Below are 21946 nucleotides of genomic sequence, written 5' to 3'. Positions count from 1 at the left end.
GGTGACGGCTCTGCGGCTGCGCCGCCGGGCCTGAGAGCGGGCCGGGAGCCCCCGTGGCCGGACCCGCTCCCGGCGGCCCGAGCGCCCGCCGCCCTTCCCCGGCGGCGGGCACTCGCGCAGGGGACGGGCGGGGGTGCGGCACCCGTACCGGGGAGTGAGACGACCGGACTGTCAGTCACCGCCAGTAGGGTGGACGACATGGCAGACCCCTCCAGCTACCGACCCAAGCCGGGAGAGATCCCCGACTCGCCGGGGGTCTATAAATTCCGGGACGAGCACCGCCGGGTGATCTACGTGGGCAAGGCGAAAAGCCTGCGCCAGCGGCTCGCGAGCTACTTCCAGGACCTGTCGAGCCTGCACCCGCGGACCGCCACCATGGTCACCACCGCCGCCTCGGTGGAGTGGACGGTCGTCGCGACCGAGGTCGAGGCGCTTCAGCTGGAGTACTCCTGGATCAAGGAGTTCGACCCCCGGTTCAACGTCAAGTACCGCGACGACAAGAGCTATCCCTACCTCGCCGTCACGCTCAACGAGGAGTTCCCCCGCGTCCAGGTGCTGCGCGGCGCCAAGCGCAAGGGCGTGCGCTACTTCGGCCCCTACGGCCATGCGTGGGCGATCCGCGAGACCGTCGATCTGATGCTGCGGGTCTTCCCCGTCCGCACCTGCTCCGCCGGCGTCTTCAAGAACCACCGGCAGAAGGGCCGCCCCTGCCTCCTCGGCTACATCGGCAAGTGCTCCGCGCCCTGTGTGGGCCGGGTGACCCCCGAGGAGCACCGGGAACTGGCCGAGGAGTTCTGCGACTTCATGGCCGGCCGCACCGGCGCCTACATCCGCCGGCTGGAGAAGCAGATGACGGCGGCGGCCGAGGAGATGGAGTACGAACGGGCCGCCCGGCTCCGCGACGACATAGAGGCGCTCAAGCGCGCCCTGGAGAAGAACGCGGTCGTCCTCGCCGACGCCACCGACGCCGATCTGATCGCCGTCGCCGAGGACGAGCTCGAAGCCGCCGTGCAGATCTTCCACGTCCGGGGCGGACGGGTGCGCGGACAGCGCGGCTGGGTCACCGACAAGGTCGAGGCCGTCGACACCCCCGGGCTCGTCGAACACGCCCTCCAGCAGCTCTACGGGGAGGAGAGCGGCGACGCCGTCCCCAAAGAGGTCCTGGTCCCGGCCCTGCCCGAGCACCCCGAGGCGGTCAGCCAGTGGCTCGGAGCCCGGCGCGGCTCGCTGGTGTCCCTGCGCATCCCGCGGCGCGGCGACAAGAAGGACCTGATGGCGACCGTCGAGCGCAATGCCCAGCAGGCGCTCGCGCTCCACAAGACCAAGCGCGCCAGCGACCTCACCACCCGCTCGCGGGCCCTGGAGGAGATCGCCGAGGCCCTCGGGCTCGACTCCGCGCCGCTGCGGATCGAGTGCTTCGACATCTCGCACCTCCAGGGCGAGGACGTCGTGGCGTCGATGGTGGTCTTCGAGGACGGCCTGGCACGCAAGAGCGAGTACCGCCGCTTCCAGATCAAGAGCTTCGCGGGCCAGGACGACGTCCGCTCGATGCACGAGGTGATCAGCCGCCGCTTCCGCCGCTATCTCGCCGAGAAGGACCGCACGGGGGAGTGGATCGGCGCGGACACCCCCGGTGACGATACCGCCGCCGCCGGTGAGCCCCCGGCGGCCGGCCGGCCCGAGGACGACGGCCGCCCCCGGCGCTTCGCCTACCCGCCCCAGCTGGTCGTGGTCGACGGCGGAGCGCCCCAGGTCGCCGCCGCCCGCCGCGCCCTGGACGAGCTCGGCATCGACGACGTCGCCGTCTGCGGACTGGCCAAACGACTCGAAGAGGTCTGGCTGCCAGGCGAGAGCGACCCGGTCGTCCTGCCGCGCTCCAGCGAGGGGCTGTATCTCCTGCAGAGAGTCCGGGACACCGCGCACGACTTCGCCATCCGCTACCAGCGCTCCAAGCGCGCCAAACGGATCCGCACCAGCCCCCTCGACGCGGTCCCCGGCCTCGGCGAAACCCGCAAACAGTCGCTGATCAAGCATTTCGGCTCGGTCAAACGGCTGCGACAGGCCACAATCGAGCAGATCTGCGAAGTACCCGGCATGGGCCGCAAGACCGCGGAGTCCGTGGTCGCGGCCCTCGCCCAGGCGGCTCCGGCCGCCCCTGCCGTGAATACGGCAACAGGAGAGATCATTGAAGAGAACGACGGGGGAAGCACCACATGAGCGAGCACCACACAGACGGAGCGACAGACGTGAGTACGGGCACCACCAACGAGCCCGCCGGGGCCGAGGCGGCCATCCCTGAGCTGGTGATCATCTCCGGCATGTCCGGAGCCGGACGGAGCACCGCCGCCAAATGTCTTGAGGACCTCGGCTGGTTCGTGGTCGACAACCTGCCGCCCGCGCTGATCCCCACCATGGTGGAGCTCGGCGCGCGCTCCCAGGGCAATGTCGCCCGGATCGCCGTGGTCGTGGACGTCCGGGGCCGGCGGTTCTTCGACAACCTCCGCGAATCCCTCGCCGACCTGGACGCCAAGCAGGTCACCCGGCGGATCGTCTTCCTGGAGTCCTCGGACGACGCCCTGGTCCGGCGCTTCGAGTCGGTCCGCAGACCGCACCCGCTCCAGGGCGACGGCCGGATCGTCGACGGCATTGCCGCCGAGCGCGATCTGCTGCGCGAGCTGCGCGGCGACGCCGACCTCGTCATCGACACCTCCAGCCTCAACGTCCACGAGCTGCGCGCCAAGATGGACGCCCAGTTCGCGGGCGACGAGGAGCCGGAGCTGCGGGCCACCGTCATGTCCTTCGGGTTCAAGTACGGGCTGCCCGTCGACGCCGACCTGGTCGTGGACATGCGCTTCCTGCCCAATCCGCACTGGGTCCCCGAGCTGCGCCCGTTCAACGGGCTCAACGAGGAGGTGTCGAACTACGTCTTCAACCAGCCCGGCTCCAAGGAGTTCCTCGACCGCTACACCGAGCTGCTCCAGCTGATCGCCGCCGGATACCGCCGTGAGGGCAAGCGGTATGTGACCATCGCCGTCGGCTGTACGGGCGGCAAGCACCGCTCCGTCGCGACCTCCGAGAAGCTCGCCGCCCGGCTCTCCTCCGCGGGCATCGAGACCGTCGTCGTCCACCGGGACATGGGGCGCGAGTGACCGCACGTTCCCTGCGGCTGCGGCGGCTGCGCAGGTCCGCGTACAACACGCCCCTGGACGGCCGCCGCCGCGGCGCGCAGCCCAAGGTGGTCGCCCTCGGCGGCGGGCGGGGCCTGTCCGCGTCGCTCGCCGCCCTGCGCAGGATCACCGGGGATCTCACCGCCGTCGTTACCGTCGCCGACGACGGCGGCTCCAGCGGCCGGCTCCGGGAGGAGCTGGGGGTGCTGCCCCCGGGCGATCTGCGCAAGGCGCTCGCGGCGCTCTGCGGGGACGACGACTGGGGGCAGACCTGGTCGCGGGTGATCCAGCACCGTTTCCAGTCGCAGGGCGACCTCCATGAGCACGCGGTCGGCAATCTGCTGATCGTGGCCCTCTGGGAGCAGCTCGGCGACCATGTGCAGGCCCTGGACCTGGTGGGCAGGCTGCTCGGCGCGCACGGCCGGGTGCTGCCGATGTCCGCCGTGCCGCTGGAGCTCCAGGCGCTGGTACGGGGGCATGACCCGGCCCGCCCGGACGAGCTGGGGACCGTGTGCGGTCAGGCGACCGTGGCGCTCACCCCGGGGGATGTGCAGTCCGTGCACCTGGTCCCGAACGATCCGCCGGCCGTTCCGGAGGCCGTCGCCGCCGTTCTTGACGCCGACTGGGTGGTTCTGGGACCCGGATCCTGGTTCTCCTCGGTGATCCCCCATCTGCTGGTGCCCGAGCTGCTCGACGCGCTGGTGGAGACCAAGGCCCGCCGGGTTCTCTCGCTCAATCTCGCCCCCCAGCCGGGGGAGACAGAAGGTTTCTCCCCGCAGCGTCATTTGGAGGTTTTGGGACGACACGCGCCTAAACTCGCCCTGGACGTGGTGCTGGCCGACGAGGCCGCCGTGCCCGACCGCGATTCCCTCGCCGAGGCCGCCCAGAGCCTCGGCGCCGCGGTCGAGCTGGCCCCCGTGGCCTCGCCCGACAGCGCTTGCAAGCACGACCCCGAGCTGTTGGCCGCCGCGTACGACCGTATTTTTCGGATGCATGGAAGGATCGGCCCATGGCGATGACGGCAGCGGTGAAGGACGAGATCTCCCGGCTCCCCGTCACCCGGACCTGCTGCAGAAAGGCAGAGGTCTCGGCGATCCTCCGGTTCGCCGGCGGGCTGCATCTGGTGAGCGGGCGCATCGTGATCGAAGCGGAGCTCGACACCGGGATCGCCGCGCGCCGGCTGAAGCGCGACATCCTGGAGATCTTCGGCCATACCTCGGAGCTGATGGTCATGGCCCCCGGCGGGCTGCGCCGCGGCTCCCGCTATGTGGTGCGCGTGGTGGCGGGCGGGGATCAGCTCGCCCGGCAGCCCGGTCTGGTGGACGGCCGGGGGCGGCCGATCCGGGGGCTGCCCCCGCAGGTCGTCTCCGGCGCGACCTGCGACGCGGAGGCGGCCTGGCGCGGCGCCTTCCTGGCCCATGGCTCGCTGACCGAGCCCGGACGCTCGTCCTCCCTGGAGGTCACCTGCCCGGGGCCGGAGGCGGCGCTCGCGCTGGTCGGAGCCGCGCGGCGGCTCTCCATCGCGGCGAAGGCGCGCGAGGTGCGCGGGGTGGACCGGGTCGTGGTCCGCGACGGAGACGCGATCGGGGCGCTGCTGACGCGGCTCGGTGCGCATGAGTCGGTGCTCGCCTGGGAGGAACGGCGAATGCGGCGCGAGGTGCGCGCCACCGCCAACCGGCTCGCCAACTTCGACGACGCGAACCTGCGGCGCTCGGCGCGGGCGGCGGTGGCCGCCGGGGCCCGGGTGCAGCGGGCGCTGGAGATCCTCGGCGAGGAGGTCCCGGAGCATCTCGCGGCGGCGGGGCGGCTGCGGATGGAGCACAAGCAGGCGTCGCTGGAGGAGCTGGGGGCGCTGGCGGACCCGCCGCTGACGAAGGACGCGGTGGCGGGGAGGATCAGGCGCTTGCTGGCGATGGCGGACAAGAGGGCGCAGGATCTCGGGATTCCGGGGACGGAGTCGAATCTGACCGAGGAGATGGCGGACGGCCTGGTCGGCTGACCCCGCCCGGCGCGGGCCCTTGTCGGGGGCCAGCCCCCGAACCCCTGCGCCTCAATCGCCGGCGGGGCTGGATCTTGTGTGCGAGCCACCCCGCCCTGCGCGGGCCCTTGTCGGGGGCCAGCCCCCGAACCCCCGCGCCTCAAACGCCGGCGAGGCTGATTTTGGCTCCCCTCGCCTCAATCTCCCCCAGACTCCGTCCGGGGGAACCCCCAAGGGGCTGGATTTTGGCCCCCGCTCCTCAAACGCCGGAGGGGCTGGATTTTGCTCGCCTCAATTTCCCCGACCCCCAAGGGGCTGGGTTTGCCGGGGTTGCCCGGCACCCGGGATAGGCGGCGGTCGAGTCTCACGGGAGGGGTCTGCGCTCCCCGGCACTCGGGATAGACGGCGGGCGGGCGGTTGAGGTCTCATGGGAGGGGGCCGCGCAGGGGTGGTGCCGGGACGTAAAGCGTGATTTGTGGCGCGGAGGAGGCCCGTCATTAAACAGGGACTGGAAACGCGCCGTAAATCATGAGTCCCGGCACCACCCCGGAGCGGACCCCGGACCCCAGCACACCGCACCCAGCCCACACCGAAGCACCCGGAGCGGCCCCCGCACCCCAGCACACCGCACCCCACCCGGAGCGGACCCCGGGGACCCCACCCCACCCCACCGCGCCCAGCCCCACACCCGGCAAGGCCCCCAGCCCCAGCCCCAACCCCAGGAACCCCCGCAATCCCGCCCCCCTCCCTCATATACGACCGCCATCGTATTGACATGGTCATGTGGCCTGATCAGTCTGGCGTCTATTCATTTCCCGGCAGACGTCCAGCACCGCAGACAGAGGCAAGGGGGGTTCATGAGACGCAGAGCGAGAGCGATCCTCGCCGCGGCTTCACTACTGACCGCCACACTGGCGGCCGCTCCATTCGCCCAGGCCAGACCCAGCGACAGCGACAGTGGCGGGGGCGGTGACGCCCTCTCCGTGTGGCACGCGGAGGTCACCAAGGCACAGGTGCCCCTGATTCTCGCGGCGGGGGCCGATGGGCACGAGCTCAGTGAGCGGGTGCCCGAGAAGGGCGCCGCCACCGTTGAGCTGTATCTCACCGGGGCGCAGGCCGGTGAGCTGCGGGACCAGGGCGTCAGCATCACCGAGCACACCCTCTCCGCCGCGGCCCGTGAGCGTGTCGAGGCCGCCGGTGACGGCGTCTACCGGCCGTACGGCGGCGAGAACGGCCTCAAGAGCGAGATTCTCGCCGCCGCCCAGGCCAACCCCCAGCTCACCAAGGCCGTCAGCATCGGCAAGACGGTCAAGGGCCAGGACATCCTCGCCCTCAAGATCAGCAAGGGTGCCAAGAAGCACCGGGACGGCGCCAAGCCCGCCACCCTGTACATGTCCAACCAGCACGCACGCGAGTGGATCACCCCGGAGATGACCCGGCGGCTGATGCACCACTATCTCGCCAATTACGGCAAGGACGCGCGCATCACCAAGATCATCGACACCACCGAACTGTGGTTCGTGCTCTCCGCCAACCCCGATGGCTACGACTACAGTTTCACGGGCACGACCGAGCGCCAGTGGCGCAAGAATCTGCGGGACAACGACGGCGACGGACGGCTCACCCCCGGCGACGGCGTCGACCTCAACCGTAATTTCCCCTACAAGTGGGGTTACGACAACGAGGGCTCGTCCCCCGACCCGCTCGACGAGACCTTCCGTGGCGCCGGACCCGCCTCCGAGCCCGAGACCAGGGCCCTGGACGCCTTCCAGAAGCGCATCGGCTTCGCGTACGGCATCAACTACCACTCCGCGGCCGAGCTGATCCTCTACGGCGTCGGCTGGCAGGTCGCCACCGCCAGCCCCGACGACATCGCCTACCAGGCCCTGGCGGGCACCCCCGCCAAACCGGCGATCCCCGGCTACCGGCCCCAGATCGCCTCCGAGCTGTACATCACCAACGGCGAGACCGACGGCCACTCGGCCAATGTCAACGGCACCCTGATGTACACCCCGGAGATGTCGACCTGCGCCACCGCCTCCCGGATCGACCCGAACGACCAGTGGAACGCGGCCGACTGCGCCTCCGTCTTCACCTTCCCCGACGACGAGAAGCTGATCCAGCAGGAGTTCGCCAAGAACATCCCCTTCGCGCTCTCCGTCGCCGAGTCGGCCCGCACCCCCGATGATCCGGCCTCCCCGGTCGGTCTGAAGGCCCCCGACTTCACCCCCGATCCCTTCACCGTCTCCTACGCCCGCGGCGGTGACCAGGAGGTCTCCGTCGTCGCGCGCAAGTCGGTCCGCCACAAGGAGCTGAAGTACCGGATCGACGGCGGCCGGGTCCATGACGAGGATCTCAAGCCCTGGAAGGGCGGCGAGACCTTCGGCGGCGAGGACAACGTCCTCTTCGACGAGTATCGCGCCGAGGTCGAGGACGCGGAGCCGGGCGACGAGGTCGAGGTCTGGTTCACCGGCCGCACCAGGGACGGGAAGGCCACCGCCGGCGAGCCCTTCTCCTACAAGGTCGCCGAGCGGCCCCGCGCCCGCACCCTGGTGATCGCCGAGGAAGGGGGCGCCACGGCGGCCCGGCACACCGCCGCGTACACCGAGGCACTCGCCCAGAACGGCCGGCGGGCCGCGGTCTGGGACGTCGCCGCCCAGGGCCGCCCGCACCCGCTGGGCGTGCTGAGCCACTTCTCCACCGCCGTCTGGTACACCGGCGCGGCGGCGCCCTCCTGGTCCACCACCCAGGCGGTACGGGCCTATCTCAACGAGGGCGGCAAGCTCATCACCACGGGTGAACGGGCCGGCGGCAACGCCAACCTCGGACGCGCGGTGAGCGACGACTTCTCCCAGTATTACCTGGGCGCCTCTGGCCGCGCCTCGCTCGCCGGCACCTCCTCCTTCCTCGGCTCGGGACGCCTCTCGGGCGCCGCCGCCGGGCTCTCGGGCGCCGAGGGCAATCCGCTGGACGCCTCGGGGGCGTACACCGTCACCTCGGACACCCTGCCGCCCGACCGGTTCCCGCAGTTCCGCAGCGAGGCGGCGGGCGACTATCCGGGCGTCCGGATGCCGTTCTCGCCGTACGAGGGCGAGTGGTACGCGGCGGCCCGGCACCGCAACTCCAGCTGGCAGCGGCTGACCCGCCCGATCGATCTGACCGCGACCGCCGCCGCCGACCGGCCCGAGCTGGATCTGCGGCTCAGCTTCAACACCGAGTCCGGCTACGACCACGCCGTGGTCGAGGTCCACACCGTGGGGCAGGACGACTGGACGACCCTGCCGGACGCCAATGGCGGCACCAGGACCACGGTCCCCGCCGAGTGCGAGGCCGGCTTCTACCTCAACCAGCATCCGTTCCTCAAGCGCTATCTCACCTCCGGTGAGCAGGGCTGCACCGCGACCGGCTCCACCGGCAGCTGGAACTCCTTCACCGGGGCCTCCGACGGCTGGCGGGACGCCTCCTTCGATCTGAGCGCCTACGCGGGTCAGCGGATCGAGGTCTCCGTCTCGTACATCACCGACCCCAGCGACGGCGGACGCGGGATCTTCCTGGACGACACCAGGCTGGTGACCGGCGGCGGCGGCGCGGGCGACGCCGAGGGCTTCGAGACCTCCCTCGGCCCCTGGACCACGGCGGACTCCCCGCCCGGCAGCCCGGCGCCGCGCGGGACGTGGGTCCGCAGCCAGGACCTGTATCCCTCGGCCGCAGCCGTCACCACCGATGACACCGTGCTCATCGGCTTCGGCCTCGAACACGTGACTACAGCGGCCGGCCGCAAGGCCCTCATCGGAAAGGTGCTGAGCGCGCTCGAACACTGACGGACGGTAGGCGGAAACCGCTCATCTGGAGCGGCTTCCGCGCAGGTGAACGGCGGTTCGTGCCCCTGGTCGGGGGGCCGGGCCGCCGTTGCCTCGTACGGGCCCTCCGATGTCACCTCGGGGCCTTCAGGGAGGTAGGGTCGTAAGCGGTCGGGGACATCCCATACAACTCGCCGGCGTCGAAACCCGGCGTACCAACGAGGAGATCGGTACGTGACGATCCGCGTAGGCATCAACGGCTTTGGCCGCATCGGTCGTAACTACTTCCGCGCGCTGCTGGAGCAGGGTGCAGACATCGAGATCGTGGCTGTCAACGACCTTGGTGACACTGCGACCACGGCCCACCTGCTGAAGTACGACACCATCCTGGGCCGCCTGAAGGCCGAGGTGTCCCACACCGCCGACACGATCACGGTGGACGGCCACACCATCAAGGTGCTCTCCGAGCGCAACCCCGCCGACATCCCGTGGGGCGAGCTGGGCGTCGACATCGTCATCGAGTCGACCGGCATCTTCACCAAGAAGGCCGACGCCGAGAAGCACATCGCCGGTGGCGCCAAGAAGGTCCTCATCTCGGCTCCGGCCAAGGACGAGGACATCACCATCGTGATGGGCGTCAACCAGGACAAGTACGAGCCGGCGAACCACCACGTCATCTCGAACGCGTCCTGCACCACCAACTGTGTGGCGCCGATGGCCAAGGTTCTCGACGAGAACTTCGGCATCGTCCGGGGCCTGATGACCACGGTCCACGCGTACACCAACGACCAGCGGATCCTGGACTTCCCCCACTCGGACCTGCGCCGCGCCCGCGCCGCCGCCGAGAACATCATTCCGACCACCACGGGTGCCGCCAAGGCCACCGCGCTGGTCCTTCCGCAGCTCAAGGGCAAGCTGGACGGCATCGCCATGCGCGTCCCGGTCCCCACCGGCTCGGCCACGGACCTGGTCGTAGAGCTCTCCCGCGAGGTCACCAAGGACGAGGTCAACTCCGCGTTCAAGAAGGCCTCCGAGGACGGCGACCTCAAGGGCATCCTGTACGACACCGAGGACCCGATCGTGTCCTCGGACATCGTCAGCGACCCGGCCTCCTGCACCTTCGACTCCTCCCTGACCATGGTCCAGGAGGGCACCTCGGTGAAGATCCTCGGCTGGTACGACAATGAGTGGGGCTACTCCAACCGGCTCGTGGACCTCACGGTCTTCGTCGGCGAGCAGCTCTGACCAGTACGGCTCTGACCTGCACAGTTCTGAACAGTACGGTTCTGATCAGCTCAGTGATGTGAGCGATGGGGCCCGGGCGGCGCGAAGCAGCGCGGTCCGGGCCCCCTCGCGCGTCTCAGCTCAGCTCTCCGAGGAGTCCCGTCCATGAAGACGATCGACCAGCTTCTTGCCGAAGGGGTCGCGGGCAAGCGGGTATTCGTCCGCGCCGACCTCAATGTGCCGCTCGCCGGCACCGCCATCACCGACGACGGCCGCATCCGGGCCGTTCTGCCGACCGTCGCCAAGCTCGCCGAGGCGGGCGCGCGCGTCGTCGTCGCCTCGCATCTGGGCCGCCCCAAGGGCGCTCCGGACCCCGCCTTCTCGCTGGCCCCCGCCGCCGCGCGCCTCGGCGAGCTGCTCGGGACCGAGGTCGCCTTCGCCGCCGACACGGTCGGCGACTCGGCCCGGGCCGTCGTCGCGGGCCTCGCCGACGGCCAGGTCGCCGTGATCGAGAACCTGCGCTTCAACCCGGGCGAGACCAGCAAGGACGACGCCGAGCGCGCCGCCTTCGCCGATCAGCTCGCCTCGCTCGCGGATCTGTACGTCGGCGACGGCTTCGGGGCCGTGCACCGCAAGCACGCCTCCGTCTACGATCTTCCCGCCCGGCTGCCGCACGCGGCCGGCTATCTGATCGCGGGCGAGGTCGGCGTGCTGAAGAAGCTCACCGAGGACGCCAAGCGGCCGTACGCCGTCGTCCTCGGCGGGGCCAAGGTCTCCGACAAGCTCGGAGTGATCGACCATCTGCTGGAGAGGGCCGACCGCATCCTGATCGGCGGCGGCATGGCGTACACCTTCCTCAAGGCGCAGGGCCATGAGGTCGGCGCCTCGCTGCTCCAGGAGGACCAGATCCCGGTGGTCAGGGAGTATCTGGAGCGCGCCGGGAAGAAGGGCGTGGAGTTCGTGCTCCCCGTCGACGTCCTGGTGGCCGCCGGCTTCCCCGATCTGAAGACCAAGGCTCCGGCCCACCCGACCGCCGTCGCCGTGGACGCGATCCCGGCCGGCCAGATGGGGCTGGACATCGGCCCCGAGTCCCGCAAGCTGTACGCTTCCAAGCTCGCCGACACGGCCACCGTCTTCTGGAACGGCCCGATGGGCGTCTTCGAGCACCCCGACTACGCCGAGGGCACCAAGGCCGTCGCCCAGGCGCTGGTCGATTCCCCGGCCTTCACGGTGGTCGGCGGCGGAGACTCCGCCGCCGCGGTGCGGACCCTGGGTTTCGACGAGAACGCATTCGGCCATATTTCGACCGGCGGCGGAGCGAGCCTCGAATATCTCGAAGGCAAGACGCTCCCCGGCCTCGCCGCACTGGAGGACTGACACTTCATGACCACTCGCACCCCGCTCATGGCGGGCAACTGGAAGATGAACCTCAACCACCTTGAGGCCATCGCGCACGTCCAGAAGCTCTCCTTCGCCCTGGCGGACAAGGACTACGACGCCGTCGAGGTCGCCGTACTGCCGCCCTTCACCGATCTGCGGTCCGTGCAGACCCTGGTCGACGGCGACAAGCTGAAGATCAAGTACGGTGCCCAGGACATCTCGGCGCAGGACTCGGGCGCGTACACCGGAGAGATCTCCGGCCTGATGCTGTCCAAGCTGAAGTGCGCCTATGTGGCCGTCGGCCATTCGGAGCGCCGCCAGTACCACAACGAGACCGACGACGTCTGCAACGCCAAGGTCAAGGCCGCTTTCCGGCACGGGATCACCCCGATCCTCTGCGTCGGCGAGGGTCTGGACATCCGCAAGGCCGGCCAGCAGGTGGAGTACACCCTCGCCCAGCTCGACGGCGGCCTCAAGGACGTGCCGGCCGAGCAGGCCGAGACGATCGTGATCGCGTACGAGCCGGTCTGGGCCATCGGCACCGGCGAGGTGGCCACCCCGGCGGACGCGCAGGAGGTCTGCGGCGCGATCCGCGGACGGCTCGCCGAGCTGTACTCGCAGGAGCTGGCCGATAAGGTCCGCATCCAGTACGGCGGCTCGGTGAAGGCCGGAAACGTCGCCGCGATCATGGCGCAGCCGGATGTGGACGGCGCGCTGGTCGGCGGCGCGGCACTGGACTCCGACGAGTTCGTCAAGATCGTCCGCTTCCGCGATCAGTGAGTATGCGGTAGAGCGGAATCGTCGTACCCTTGCGGGGGCCGGAGTGGTTCGCCACCCGGCCCCCGTCGTCCAGAGATGTTTTCGAGAGAATTGCCAGGAAGTAGGGTCCAGCCGTGGTTATGGGGTTCTCGATCGCCCTGATCGTCTTCAGCCTGCTGCTGATGCTGCTCGTGCTGATGCACAAGGGGAAGGGCGGCGGCCTCTCCGATATGTTCGGCGGCGGTATGCAGTCCTCCGTAGGCGGCTCCTCGGTTGCCGAGCGCAACCTCGACCGGATCACCGTCGTGGTCGGTCTCCTGTGGTTCGCGTCCATTGTCGTACTTGGTCTGCTGATGAAGTTGGACAAGTGACTTCAGGCTTTCCGTTCGGGGCCGGGAGGTAACTCCAATCCCTGGACGAGCGTTGGGCCTTACGTAGACTGGGGCACCGCGGCGCAGCCGCTGTGAGACGCTGTACAGCACCATCACGCAGGGAGTTACGACCGTGGCAAGTGGCAACGCGATCCGGGGAAGCCGGGTCGGGGCGGGGCCGATGGGCGAGGCCGAGCGTGGCGAGTCCGCGCCACGTCTGCGCATCTCCTTCTGGTGCTCCAACGGGCACGAGACACAGCCGAGCTTCGCCAGCGACGCGCAGGTCCCTGACACCTGGGACTGCCCGCGCTGCGGGTTTCCGGCCGGCCAGGACCAGGATCATCCGCCGGACCCGCCGCGCACGGAGCCGTACAAGACGCATCTCGCCTATGTACGGGAACGGCGCAGCGACGCGGACGGAGAGGCGATCCTCGCCGAGGCGCTTGCCAAACTGCGCGGCGAGATCTAGGACTTGCGGTCCGGCCGGACACCTTCGGGTGACCGGCCGGACTTTCTGCTTCACCCGCCGCGTTCACCCTGATGCCGCCTTCCGTCGCGGCCGTCGCCGCCGGGCGGTGACGGCCGATGACGGGCATCGGCCGGGCCGGTGCCGCCCCGGGCGGCGCCGCCTCGCGTTCACCGCGTACCCGGCCTGATCAATTAGGTTGGAGCCGGCGCGAGCGCAGGCAGGTACGAGACGAAGTGAGCTGATGTCCGAGTGAACGCAACTGGCCGTAGCAGGCTCCACCAGATGCCCGAGTGGACTGCTCTGGGCAAGCACCGCGAGCAGCTGGGGCAGACCCATCTGCGTGAGCTGTTCGCGGCCGACGCGGCACGCGGCACCACTCACGCCCTGCGCGTCGGCGATCTCCATCTCGACTACTCCAAGCATCTGGTCACCGAGGAGACGCTGACCCTGCTGCGCGAGCTGGCGGCGGCGAGGGACGTGGCCGGACTGCGGGACGCGATGTTCCGCGGCGAGAAGATCAACACCACCGAGGACCGCGCCGTGCTCCATACGGCGCTGCGCGCGCCCCGGGACGCCGTCATCGAGGTCGACGGCGAGAACGTGGTCCCCGGGGTGCACGCGGTGCTCGACACCATGGCCGCGTTCTCCGAGAAGGTCCGCTCCGGGGAGTGGACCGGGCACACCGGCAGACGGGTCAGGAACATCGTCAACGTCGGCATCGGCGGATCGGACCTCGGTCCGGCGATGGCGTACGAGGCGCTCCGCTCCTACACCGCGCGCGATCTCACCTTCCGCTTCGTCTCCAATGTGGACGGGGCCGATCTCCATGAGGCGCTGCGGGATCTGGACCCGGCCGAGACGCTCTTCATCATCGCGTCCAAGACCTTCACCACCATCGAGACCATCACCAACGCCACCTCCGCCCGGGAGTGGCTGCTCACCGGGTTGAGCGCCGGTCAGGAGGCCGTCGCCAAGCACTTCGTGGCGCTGTCGACCAACGCCGGGAAGGTCGCGGACTTCGGCATCGACACCGCGAACATGTTCGAGTTCTGGGACTGGGTCGGCGGCCGTTACTCCTATGACTCCGCCATCGGGCTCTCGCTGATGATCGCGATCGGCCCCGAGCGGTTCCGGGAGATGCTGGACGGCTTCCATCTGGTCGACGAGCACTTCCGCACCGCCCCGGCGGAGGCCAACGCGCCGCTGCTGCTCGGTCTGCTGGGGGTCTGGTACGGGGCGTTCTTCGACGCGCAGTCCCATGCGGTGCTGCCCTACTCCCACTATCTGAGCAAGTTCACCGCCTATCTCCAGCAGCTCGACATGGAGTCCAACGGCAAGTCCGTCGACCGCGACGGCAACCAAGTGGAGTGGCAGACCGGACCCGTGGTGTGGGGGACCCCCGGCACCAATGGCCAGCACGCGTACTACCAGCTGATCCACCAGGGTACGAAGACGATTCCGGCCGACTTCATCGGCTTCGCCCGGCCGGTCGGCGAGCTGCCCCCGGGGCCTGCCGCACAGCACGATCTGCTGATGGCCAACTTCTTCGCCCAGACCCAGGCCCTCGCCTTCGGCAAGACCGCCGAGGAGGTACGGGCGGAGGGGGTGCCCGAGGAGCTGGTGCCGCACAAGACCTTCCGGGGCAACCACCCCACCACCACGATCCTCGCCGATGAGCTCACCCCCTCCGTGCTCGGACAGCTGATCGCACTGTACGAGCACAAGGTGTTCGTCCAGGGCGCGATCTGGCACATCGACTCCTTCGACCAGTGGGGCGTCGAGCTGGGCAAGGTCCTCGCCAGAGAGATCGAGCCGGTGCTGACCGGGGGCGGCCCGGGGGAGGGGCTCGACAGCTCCACCGCGGCGCTCACCGCCGCCTACCGCGCCCTGAGAGGGCGCCCCGCCGTATGACGTCGCTGGAGGGAGAGGGCACGGCGGTCCGGCTGAGGCCGCCGAACAACCGGCTCGATGAGCGGGCCGTGCGCTGGTGGCGGACGCAGTCCCTGATCGTCACGGCCGGGGGCACGGCCGTCCTCGCCGTGCCGGGGCTGCTGATCGCCCCGGCGCGCGGCTGGTTGCTGGCCGCCGCCGCCGTGGTCGCCGTGCTGGGGCTGGCCGAGGCCGCCGTCTTCCCCGGCTGGCGGTTCCGGGTGCACCGCTGGGAGATCACGGACCAGGCGGTCTATGTCCGCACCGGCGCGTTCCAGCAGCAGTGGCGGATCGCGCCGATGTCCAGGATCCAGACGGTGGACACCCGGCGGGGCCCGCTGGAGCGGGCCTTCGGGCTCGCCACGGTCACGGTAACCACGGCCTCGTCCAAGGGGGAGATCGAGATCGAGGGCCTCGACCACGAACTGGCGGCGCGGCTCGCGGAACGGCTGACCCTGATCACCCAGGCGACCCCGGGGGACGCGACGTGAGCACGCGGCCGGACGGCCTCGGGGGACGCGACGTGAGCACGCCGCCGGACGGCCTCGGGGGACGCGATGTGAGCACGCGGCCGACGGACGGCCTTCGGGGACCCGGCATGAGAGTGCCACCGCCCAAGGTCGACCCCCAGGCACCCGACATGAGAGTGCCACCGCCCAGAGCCGACCCCCGGACACCCGGCATGAGCACGCCGCCCCCGGCAGGCGACCCCGGCGGGGAGTGGCGCAGGCTCGACCGGAAGGCCCTGCTCGTCACCGGTGCCGTCACCGCGTCCGTCCTGGCCGGCCTCTGCCTCCCCGTACTGCTGGGGATCTCCGGCGGCGCCTGGTTCGGCGAGGGCCCCCGCCGGGGCACGGCCCTCACCCTGCTGCTCGCCGGAGCGGCCCTGCTGATCCTGCTCGCGGTCTACGGCGAACATCTCACCTGGTGCAGGACCCGCTATCGAATAGGCCCCGAGCGCGTCGAACTCCACTCCGGCGTCGTCCTCGTCACCCAGCGCTCCCTCGCCCGCGAACGCATCCGCAGCGTCGATCTCACCGCCAACCCGCTGCTGCGGATACTCGATCTGGTGAAGGTGCGCATCGGCACCGGCGAGCAGAGCGGCGGCAAGGAGTCCACGCTGGAGCTGAACCCGGTGTCCAGGGCGGAGGGCGAGCGGCTGCGCGCCGAACTCCTCGCCCGGGCCGCCCGCCCCGAGTCCCGCTCCCACCGTGACGGAGTCCTCGCCTCCGTCGATCCCTCCTGGATCCGCTACGCCCCGCTGTCCTTTGTGGCTCCCGCCCTCGGCGGCGCGGCTGCCGGTGCGGTGATGCAGGCCAGCGACTGGTTCGGGGTGCAGGGCGAGGTCATCGGCTGGGTGGCCGACCGCTTCGAGAACACCTCCGTCGCCGCGATGATCGCGGTGCTGGCCCTGGCCGCTCTGGTCGCCGGGGTCGTCGGCTCCCTCGGCCTCTGGGCGGAGATGTGGTGGAACCACCGGCTGGAGCGCGAGCCCGGCGGCACTCTGCGGGTACGGCGCGGACTGCTCACGGCCCGCTCGGTCTCGGTGGAGGAGCGGCGGCTGCGCGGGGTGGAGCTGGTCGAGCCCCTCGGCGTCCGGCTGGCGGGCGCGGCCCGGCTGGACGCGGTCGCCACCGGCATCGGCCACGACGACGGCGACGCGCACGCCGATCTCAAGGTGCTGCTGCCGCCCGCGCCGCGCGCCGTCACGTCGGCCACGGCGGCCCAGGTGCTGCGCGAGCCGGTCACCCCGACCGACGCGCCCCTGACCCCGCATCCGCGCGCCGCCCGCACCCGCCGGCTGCGCTGGGCGCTGCTGTCCGCGCTGGTCCCGCTCGCGGTGCTCACCGTGCTGGGGCTGCTGCTGACGCCCGTACTGCTCACGATCGCCGCCGGTTACGCGGCGGCGGCGCTTCCGGCGGCGGTGCTCCTCGCCCTGGACGCGTACCGGGCCCTCGGCCATGCCGTCAGCGGCGGCTATCTCGTCACCCGCTCCGGCACCGTCCGCCGGGCCACCGTGGCGCTCCAGCGCGGCGGGGTCATCGGCTGGGTGATCGAACAGTCCGTCTTCCAGCGGAGGGCCGGGGTGCTGACCCTGACCGCGACGACGGCGGCGGGAGCGGGGGCGTACTCGGTGTACGACGCCGATGACCGCGAGGGGCTCGTCTTCGCGGTGGAGGCGGTTCCCGGACTGCTGACGCCGTTTCTGGAACCGGTGCCGGAGCGTGATATCACGTCATAGGGTGACGGGGCATCATGCCCGAGCAGCATATCCGCTGACATGAGCGAGGGGCCCGGGAAGCCGTACGGCTCCCAGGGCCCCACTCTCATGTCATCGCTCAGGCCAGCGACGGAGGATACAGATCGCGCGGCAGCTCGGAGGCCGCCGCCGCGTCCAGCAGCCAGAGCGTCCGGCTGCGGCCGTACGCCCCGGCCGCCGGCGCCTGGATCTCGCCCGCGCCCGAGAGCGCTATCGCCGCCGCCTTCGCCTTGTCCTCGCCCGCCGCCAGCAGCCACACCTCGCGCGCCGCCCGGATCGCCGGGAGCGTGAGCGAGATACGGGTGGGCGGCGGCTTCGGCGCCCCGTGCACCCCGACGACCATGCGGTCGGTCTCCCGCACCGCGGGCAGCTCGGGGAAGAGGGAGGCCACATGGGTGTCCGGACCGACGCCCAGCATCAGCACATCGAACGTCGGCACCGGACCGTGGTCCTCCGGGCCCGCCGCCGCGGCGAGCTCGGCGGCGTACGCGGCGGCTGCGGCGTCCGCGTCACTGCCGTGCACACCGTCCGAAGGAGGCATCGGACGCACCCGCGCCGGATCCACCGGAACGCTGTCGAGCAGGGCCGCACGGGCCTGCGTCACATTGCGCTCCGGGTCGCCCTCCGGGAGGAACCGCTCATCGCCCCACCACAGATCGAGGCGTGCCCAGTCGATCGCGTCCCGGGCCGGGGAGGCCCCGAGCGCGGTGAGCAGGGCATTGCCGTTCCGGCCGCCGGTCAGCACCACGGACGCCGAGCCGCGAGCGGCCTGGGCGTCCACGATCCTGGTGATCAGCCGGGCCGCCGCGGCCTGCGCCATCAGCTCCTTGTCCCGGTGGACGACCAGCTGCGGAGTGTTCACTTGGCCGCCGCCTTCTTGGCGGGGGCCTTCTTCGCGGCGGGCTTGCCGTCCGGGGCCTTCTCGGCCGGAGCCTTCGCGGCGGCCGGGGTCTCCGCCCCAGCCGCCCCAGCCGCCCCAGCCGCCACGGCCGGCGAGTGATGCGCCGGTGCGTGATCGTCGCCCAGCCGGTCCACGCCGTACCGCAGCGCCGACGCGTAGGTGTCGTCCGGGTCCAGCCGGCGCAGCTCCTCCGCGATCAGCTCGGCGGTCTCCCGCCGCTTCAGCGCCACCGCCCGGTCCGGCTGCCCCTGGATGGACAGATTCGCCAGCCCGCCGTCCGCCCGGTCCAGCACGATCGGGCCGCAGGTCGTCGCCATCCGCACCGCCGTGAGACCGGGACCGGACGACAGCGCCCGGTTGACCGGCACGTTCAGCCGGTCCGCCAGCCACATGGCCAGCAGCTCCACGCTCGGGTTGAACTCCTCGCCCTCCACCTCGACCGAGGTGACCTCGCAGGTCACCTGGTCCAGCGCGGCGGCGAGCATCGAGCGCCAGGGGGTGATCCGCGTCCACGACAGATCCGTGTCGCCGGGGGTGTACGCCTCGGCGCGCGCCCCCAGCTCCTGGATCGGCTGCTCGGAGGCGTAGGTGTCCGTCACCCGGCGCTGGGCCAGCGCGCCCAGCGGGTCCTTCGCCGGGTCGAGCGGGGCGTTCACCGGCCACCAGACCACGACCGGGGCGTCCGGCAGCAGCAGCGGCAGCACCACCGACGGGGCGTGCTCGCTGACCTCGCCGTACAGCCGCAGGATCACGGTCTCACCGGTGCCCGCCTCCGCGCCGACGCGTACCTCCGCGTCCAGCCGGGCGTGCGCCCGGGCGCGCGGGGTGCGCGAGACCCGCTTGATGACCACCAGGGTGCGGGAGGGGTGCTCCCGCGACGCCTCGTTGGCGGCCCTCAGCGCGTCATAGGCGTTCTCCTCGTCGGTGACGATCACGAGGGTGAGCACCATGCCGACCGCGGGGGTGCCGATCGCCCTGCGCCCCTGCACCAGCGCCTTGTTGATCTTGCTGGATGTGGTGTCCGTAAGGTCGATCTTCATGGCCGACGCCAGCTCCGTCCGTCTCGTGCGAGCATTTCGTCCGCCTCGACCGGACCCCAGGTACCCGACGGGTACTGGGCGGGCTGGCCGTTCTTCTCCCAGAACTGCTCGATCGGGTCGAGGATCTTCCAGGAGAGCTCGACCTCCTCGACCCGCGGGAAGAGGTTGGAGTCACCGAGCAGCACATCGAGGATGAGCCGCTCGTACGCCTCGGGGCTGGACTCCGTGAAGGACTCGCCATAGGCGAAGTCCATCGACACATCCCGGACCTCCATCGAGGTCCCCGGCACCTTGGAGCCGAAGCGCAAGGTCACGCCCTCGTCCGGCTGGACGCGGATGACCAGGGCGTTCTGCCCCAGCTCCTCGGTGGCGGTGTGGTCGAAGGGGGAGTGCGGAGCGCGCTGGAAGACCACCGCGATCTCGGTCACCCGGCGGCCGAGGCGCTTGCCCGTCCGCAGATAGAACGGCACCCCGGCCCAGCGGCGGTTGTCGATCGCCAGCTTTATGGCCGCATAGGTGTCGGTCTTCGAGGACGGGTCGATGCCGTCCTCCTGGAGATAGCCGACGGCCTTCTCGCCGCCCTGCCAGCCCGCCGCGTACTGACCGCGCACGGTGCTCTCGCCGAGATCCTTCGGCAGCCGCACCGCGCCCAGCACCTTGGTCTTCTCCGCCGCGAGCGCGTCCGCGTCGAAGGAGGCGGGCTCCTCCATCGCGGTCAGCGCCAGCAGCTGGAGCAGATGGTTCTGGATGACGTCACGGGCCGCGCCGATGCCGTCGTAGTAACCGGCCCGGCCGCCGATGCCGATGTCCTCGGCCATGGTGATCTGGACATGGTCGACATACGACCGGTTCCAGATCGGCTCGAAGAGGGTGTTGGCGAACCGGAGCGCCAGAATGTTCTGAACGGTCTCCTTGCCGAGGTAGTGGTCGATACGGAAGACCTCGTTCGACGGGAAGACCTCGTGCACCACCTGGTTGAGCTCCTTGGCGGAGGCCAGATCGTGCCCGAAGGGCTTCTCGATGACCGCCCGGCGCCAGGAGCCCTCCGTCTGGTCGGCCAGCCCGTGCTTCTTCAGCTGCTGGACGACCTTGGGGAAGAATTTCGGCGGCACGGAGAGATAGAAGGCGAAGTTGCCTCCCGTGCCCTGTGCCTGGTCGAGCTCGGTGATGGTCTTCTTCAGGGTCTCGAAGGCGTCGTCGTCGTCGAAGTCGCCCTGGACGAAACGCATCCCCTGATTGAGCTGCTGCCAGACCTCCTCGCGGAAGGGGGTACGGGCATGCTCCTTGACGGCGTCGTAGACCTCCTGCGCGAAGTCCTCGTCCTGCCACTCCCGGCGGGCGAACCCGACCAGGGAGAAGCCCGGCGGCAGCAGCCCCCGGTTGGCGAGGTCATAGACGGCAGGCATCAGCTTTTTACGGGACAAATCGCCGGTGACACCGAAGATCACCAGGCCCGACGGCCCCGCGATGCGCGGGAGCCGTCGGTCGGCGGCGTCACGAAGCGGATTGGCTTCGCCAGTACCGGACACGGTGGTCAGCCTTCCGAGGGGGCGAGGCGCTTGAGCTCCGCCTCGGTCGAGGTGAGCAGGTCGTTCCAGGCCGACTCGAACTTGTCGACGCCCTCGTCCTCCAGCAGCTGCACGACCTCGTCGTACGAGATGCCGAGCGCCTCGACGGCCGCCAGCTCGGCCCGCGACCGGTCATAGGTGCCGCGCACCGTGTCGCCGGTGATCTGCCCATGGTCGGCGGTGGCCTCCATGGTGGCCTCCGGCATGGTGTTCACCGTGCCCGGGGCGACCAGCTCGTCCACGTACAGCGTGTCCTTGTACGCCTTGTCCTTCACACCGGTCGAGGCCCAGAGCGGACGCTGCCTATTGGCCCGCGCCCGGTCCAGCGCCGCCCAGCGCTCGGAGCCGAAGACCTCCTCGTACGCCTCGTACGCCAGCCGGGCATTGGCCAGACCGGCCTTGCCGCGCGCCGCCTTGGCCTCCGGGGTGCCCAGCGCGTCGATGCGCCGGTCGATCTCGGCGTCCACCCGGGAGACGAAGAACGACGCCACGGAATGGATCAGCGAGAGGTCGAGACCGCGCTCCTTGGCCTTCTCCAGGCCGGCCAGATACGCGTCCATGACCGCGCGGTAGCGCTCCAGCGAGAAGATCAGCGTCACATTGACGCTGATGCCCAGGCCGATGGTCTCGGTGATCGCGGGGAGACCGGCCCTGGTGGCCGGGATCTTGATCAGGGTGTTGGGGCGGTCCACCAGCCAGGCCAGCTGCTTGGCCTCGGCCACGGTCGCCGTGGTGTTGTGGGCCAGCCGCGGGTCGACCTCGATGGAGACCCGGCCGTCCTGGCCCCCGGTGGCGTCGAAGACCGGGCGCAGAATGTCGGCGGCGTCCCGGACGTCCGCCGTCGTGATCATGCGAATGGCCTCGTCGACGGTCACCTTCCGCGCGGCCAGCTCGGCGAGCTGCTGCTCATAGCCGTCGCCGCCGCTGATCGCCTTCTGGAAGATCGACGGATTGGTGGTCACACCCACCACATGCTGCTGATCGATCAGCTCGGCGAGATTGCCCGAGGTGATCCGCTTGCGCGAAAGATCGTCGAGCCAGATCGCCACGCCTTCGTCGGAGAGGCGCTTGAGTGCGTCTGTCATGAGAATTGCATCTCC

General features: G+C 70.5%; 17 protein-coding genes. 13 read left to right on the top strand and 4 right to left on the bottom strand.

Annotated features, from left to right (window positions below):
* Positions 1-198 precede the first annotated feature (198 nt).
* From uvrC to FF041_RS33565, 13 genes are all read left to right on the top strand, one after another.
* Positions 199-2217 carry an excinuclease ABC subunit UvrC gene (gene uvrC / locus FF041_RS33625; protein WP_153526247.1) on the top strand — a complete coding sequence of 673 codons (2019 nt, stop codon included), beginning with the start codon at positions 199-201 and terminating at the stop codon, positions 2215-2217.
* On the top strand, positions 2214-3149 hold the full coding sequence (gene rapZ, locus FF041_RS33620; protein ID WP_153487705.1) for an RNase adapter RapZ: 936 nt from the start codon (positions 2214-2216) through the stop codon (positions 3147-3149). The genes uvrC and rapZ overlap by 4 nt, the downstream gene beginning before the upstream one ends.
* Positions 3146-4186, top strand: coding sequence for a gluconeogenesis factor YvcK family protein (locus FF041_RS33615; protein ID WP_323372517.1), 1041 nt, complete (start codon positions 3146-3148; stop codon positions 4184-4186). Before rapZ ends, FF041_RS33615 begins: the two co-directional genes overlap by 4 nt.
* On the top strand, positions 4177-5166 hold the full coding sequence (gene whiA / locus FF041_RS33610) for a DNA-binding protein WhiA (protein WP_153526246.1): 990 nt from the start codon (positions 4177-4179) through the stop codon (positions 5164-5166). The genes FF041_RS33615 and whiA overlap by 10 nt, the downstream gene beginning before the upstream one ends.
* An 836-nt stretch (positions 5167-6002) precedes the next feature.
* Positions 6003-8966 (top strand): M14 family metallopeptidase, encoded by a 2964-nt coding sequence (locus FF041_RS33605; protein WP_153526245.1) that lies wholly within the window; start codon positions 6003-6005, stop codon positions 8964-8966.
* A 213-nt stretch (positions 8967-9179) separates the two neighbouring features.
* Positions 9180-10190 (top strand): type I glyceraldehyde-3-phosphate dehydrogenase, encoded by a 1011-nt coding sequence (gene gap / locus FF041_RS33600; protein WP_323393468.1) that lies wholly within the window; start codon positions 9180-9182, stop codon positions 10188-10190.
* A gap of 144 nt (positions 10191-10334) precedes the next feature.
* A complete protein-coding gene (locus tag FF041_RS33595; RefSeq protein WP_153526244.1) occupies positions 10335-11546 on the top strand; it encodes a phosphoglycerate kinase in 1212 nt (403 codons plus the stop codon).
* A gap of 6 nt (positions 11547-11552) precedes the next feature.
* Complete coding sequence (tpiA, locus tag FF041_RS33590; RefSeq protein ID WP_153526243.1) at positions 11553-12329, top strand: triose-phosphate isomerase; 777 nt, start codon at positions 11553-11555, stop codon at positions 12327-12329.
* Between the two features lie 119 nt (positions 12330-12448).
* Complete coding sequence (secG, locus tag FF041_RS33585; protein WP_153480405.1) at positions 12449-12679, top strand: preprotein translocase subunit SecG; 231 nt, start codon at positions 12449-12451, stop codon at positions 12677-12679.
* A gap of 133 nt (positions 12680-12812) precedes the next feature.
* Entirely contained in the window at positions 12813-13148 is a 336-nt protein-coding gene (locus FF041_RS33580) for an RNA polymerase-binding protein RbpA (protein ID WP_323371011.1), read from the top strand.
* 282 nt (positions 13149-13430) lie between these two features.
* A complete protein-coding gene (gene pgi / locus FF041_RS33575; protein WP_153526242.1) occupies positions 13431-15059 on the top strand; it encodes a glucose-6-phosphate isomerase in 1629 nt (542 codons plus the stop codon).
* Entirely contained in the window at positions 15056-15568 is a 513-nt protein-coding gene (locus FF041_RS33570) for a PH domain-containing protein (protein ID WP_153526241.1), read from the top strand. Before pgi ends, FF041_RS33570 begins: the two co-directional genes overlap by 4 nt.
* 191 nt (positions 15569-15759) lie before the next feature.
* Positions 15760-17319, top strand: a complete 1560-nt coding sequence (locus tag FF041_RS33565; RefSeq protein WP_153526240.1) for a PH domain-containing protein — start codon at positions 15760-15762, stop codon at positions 17317-17319.
* A 97-nt stretch (positions 17320-17416) separates the two neighbouring features.
* On the opposite strand, the gene pgl is transcribed toward FF041_RS33565, so the two are convergent.
* Genes pgl through tal form a run of 4 tightly spaced genes read right to left on the bottom strand, consistent with a single transcriptional unit; the run spans position 17417 to position 21931 of the window.
* Positions 17417-18199 carry a 6-phosphogluconolactonase gene (gene pgl / locus FF041_RS33560; RefSeq protein WP_323393463.1) on the bottom strand — a complete coding sequence of 261 codons (783 nt, stop codon included), beginning with the start codon at positions 18197-18199 and terminating at the stop codon, positions 17417-17419.
* The gene (gene opcA, locus FF041_RS33555; RefSeq protein ID WP_153526239.1) at positions 18196-19278 is read right to left on the bottom strand and encodes a glucose-6-phosphate dehydrogenase assembly protein OpcA; all 1083 of its coding nucleotides are present in this window, start codon (positions 19276-19278) and stop codon (positions 18196-18198) included. Before opcA ends, pgl begins: the two co-directional genes overlap by 4 nt.
* Complete coding sequence (zwf, locus tag FF041_RS33550) at positions 19275-20807, bottom strand: glucose-6-phosphate dehydrogenase (protein ID WP_323371014.1); 1533 nt, start codon at positions 20805-20807, stop codon at positions 19275-19277. The genes opcA and zwf overlap by 4 nt, the downstream gene beginning before the upstream one ends.
* Before the next feature lie 5 nt (positions 20808-20812).
* On the bottom strand, positions 20813-21931 hold the full coding sequence (tal, locus tag FF041_RS33545; RefSeq protein ID WP_153526238.1) for a transaldolase: 1119 nt from the start codon (positions 21929-21931) through the stop codon (positions 20813-20815).
* Between the last annotated feature and the right edge of the window lie 15 nt (positions 21932-21946).

It is taken from the genome of Streptomyces jumonjinensis, from assembly GCF_009600885.1.
Lineage (GTDB): Bacteria > Actinomycetota > Actinomycetes > Streptomycetales > Streptomycetaceae > Streptomyces > Streptomyces jumonjinensis.
This window is presented reverse-complemented; position numbering and strand designations above follow the sequence as displayed.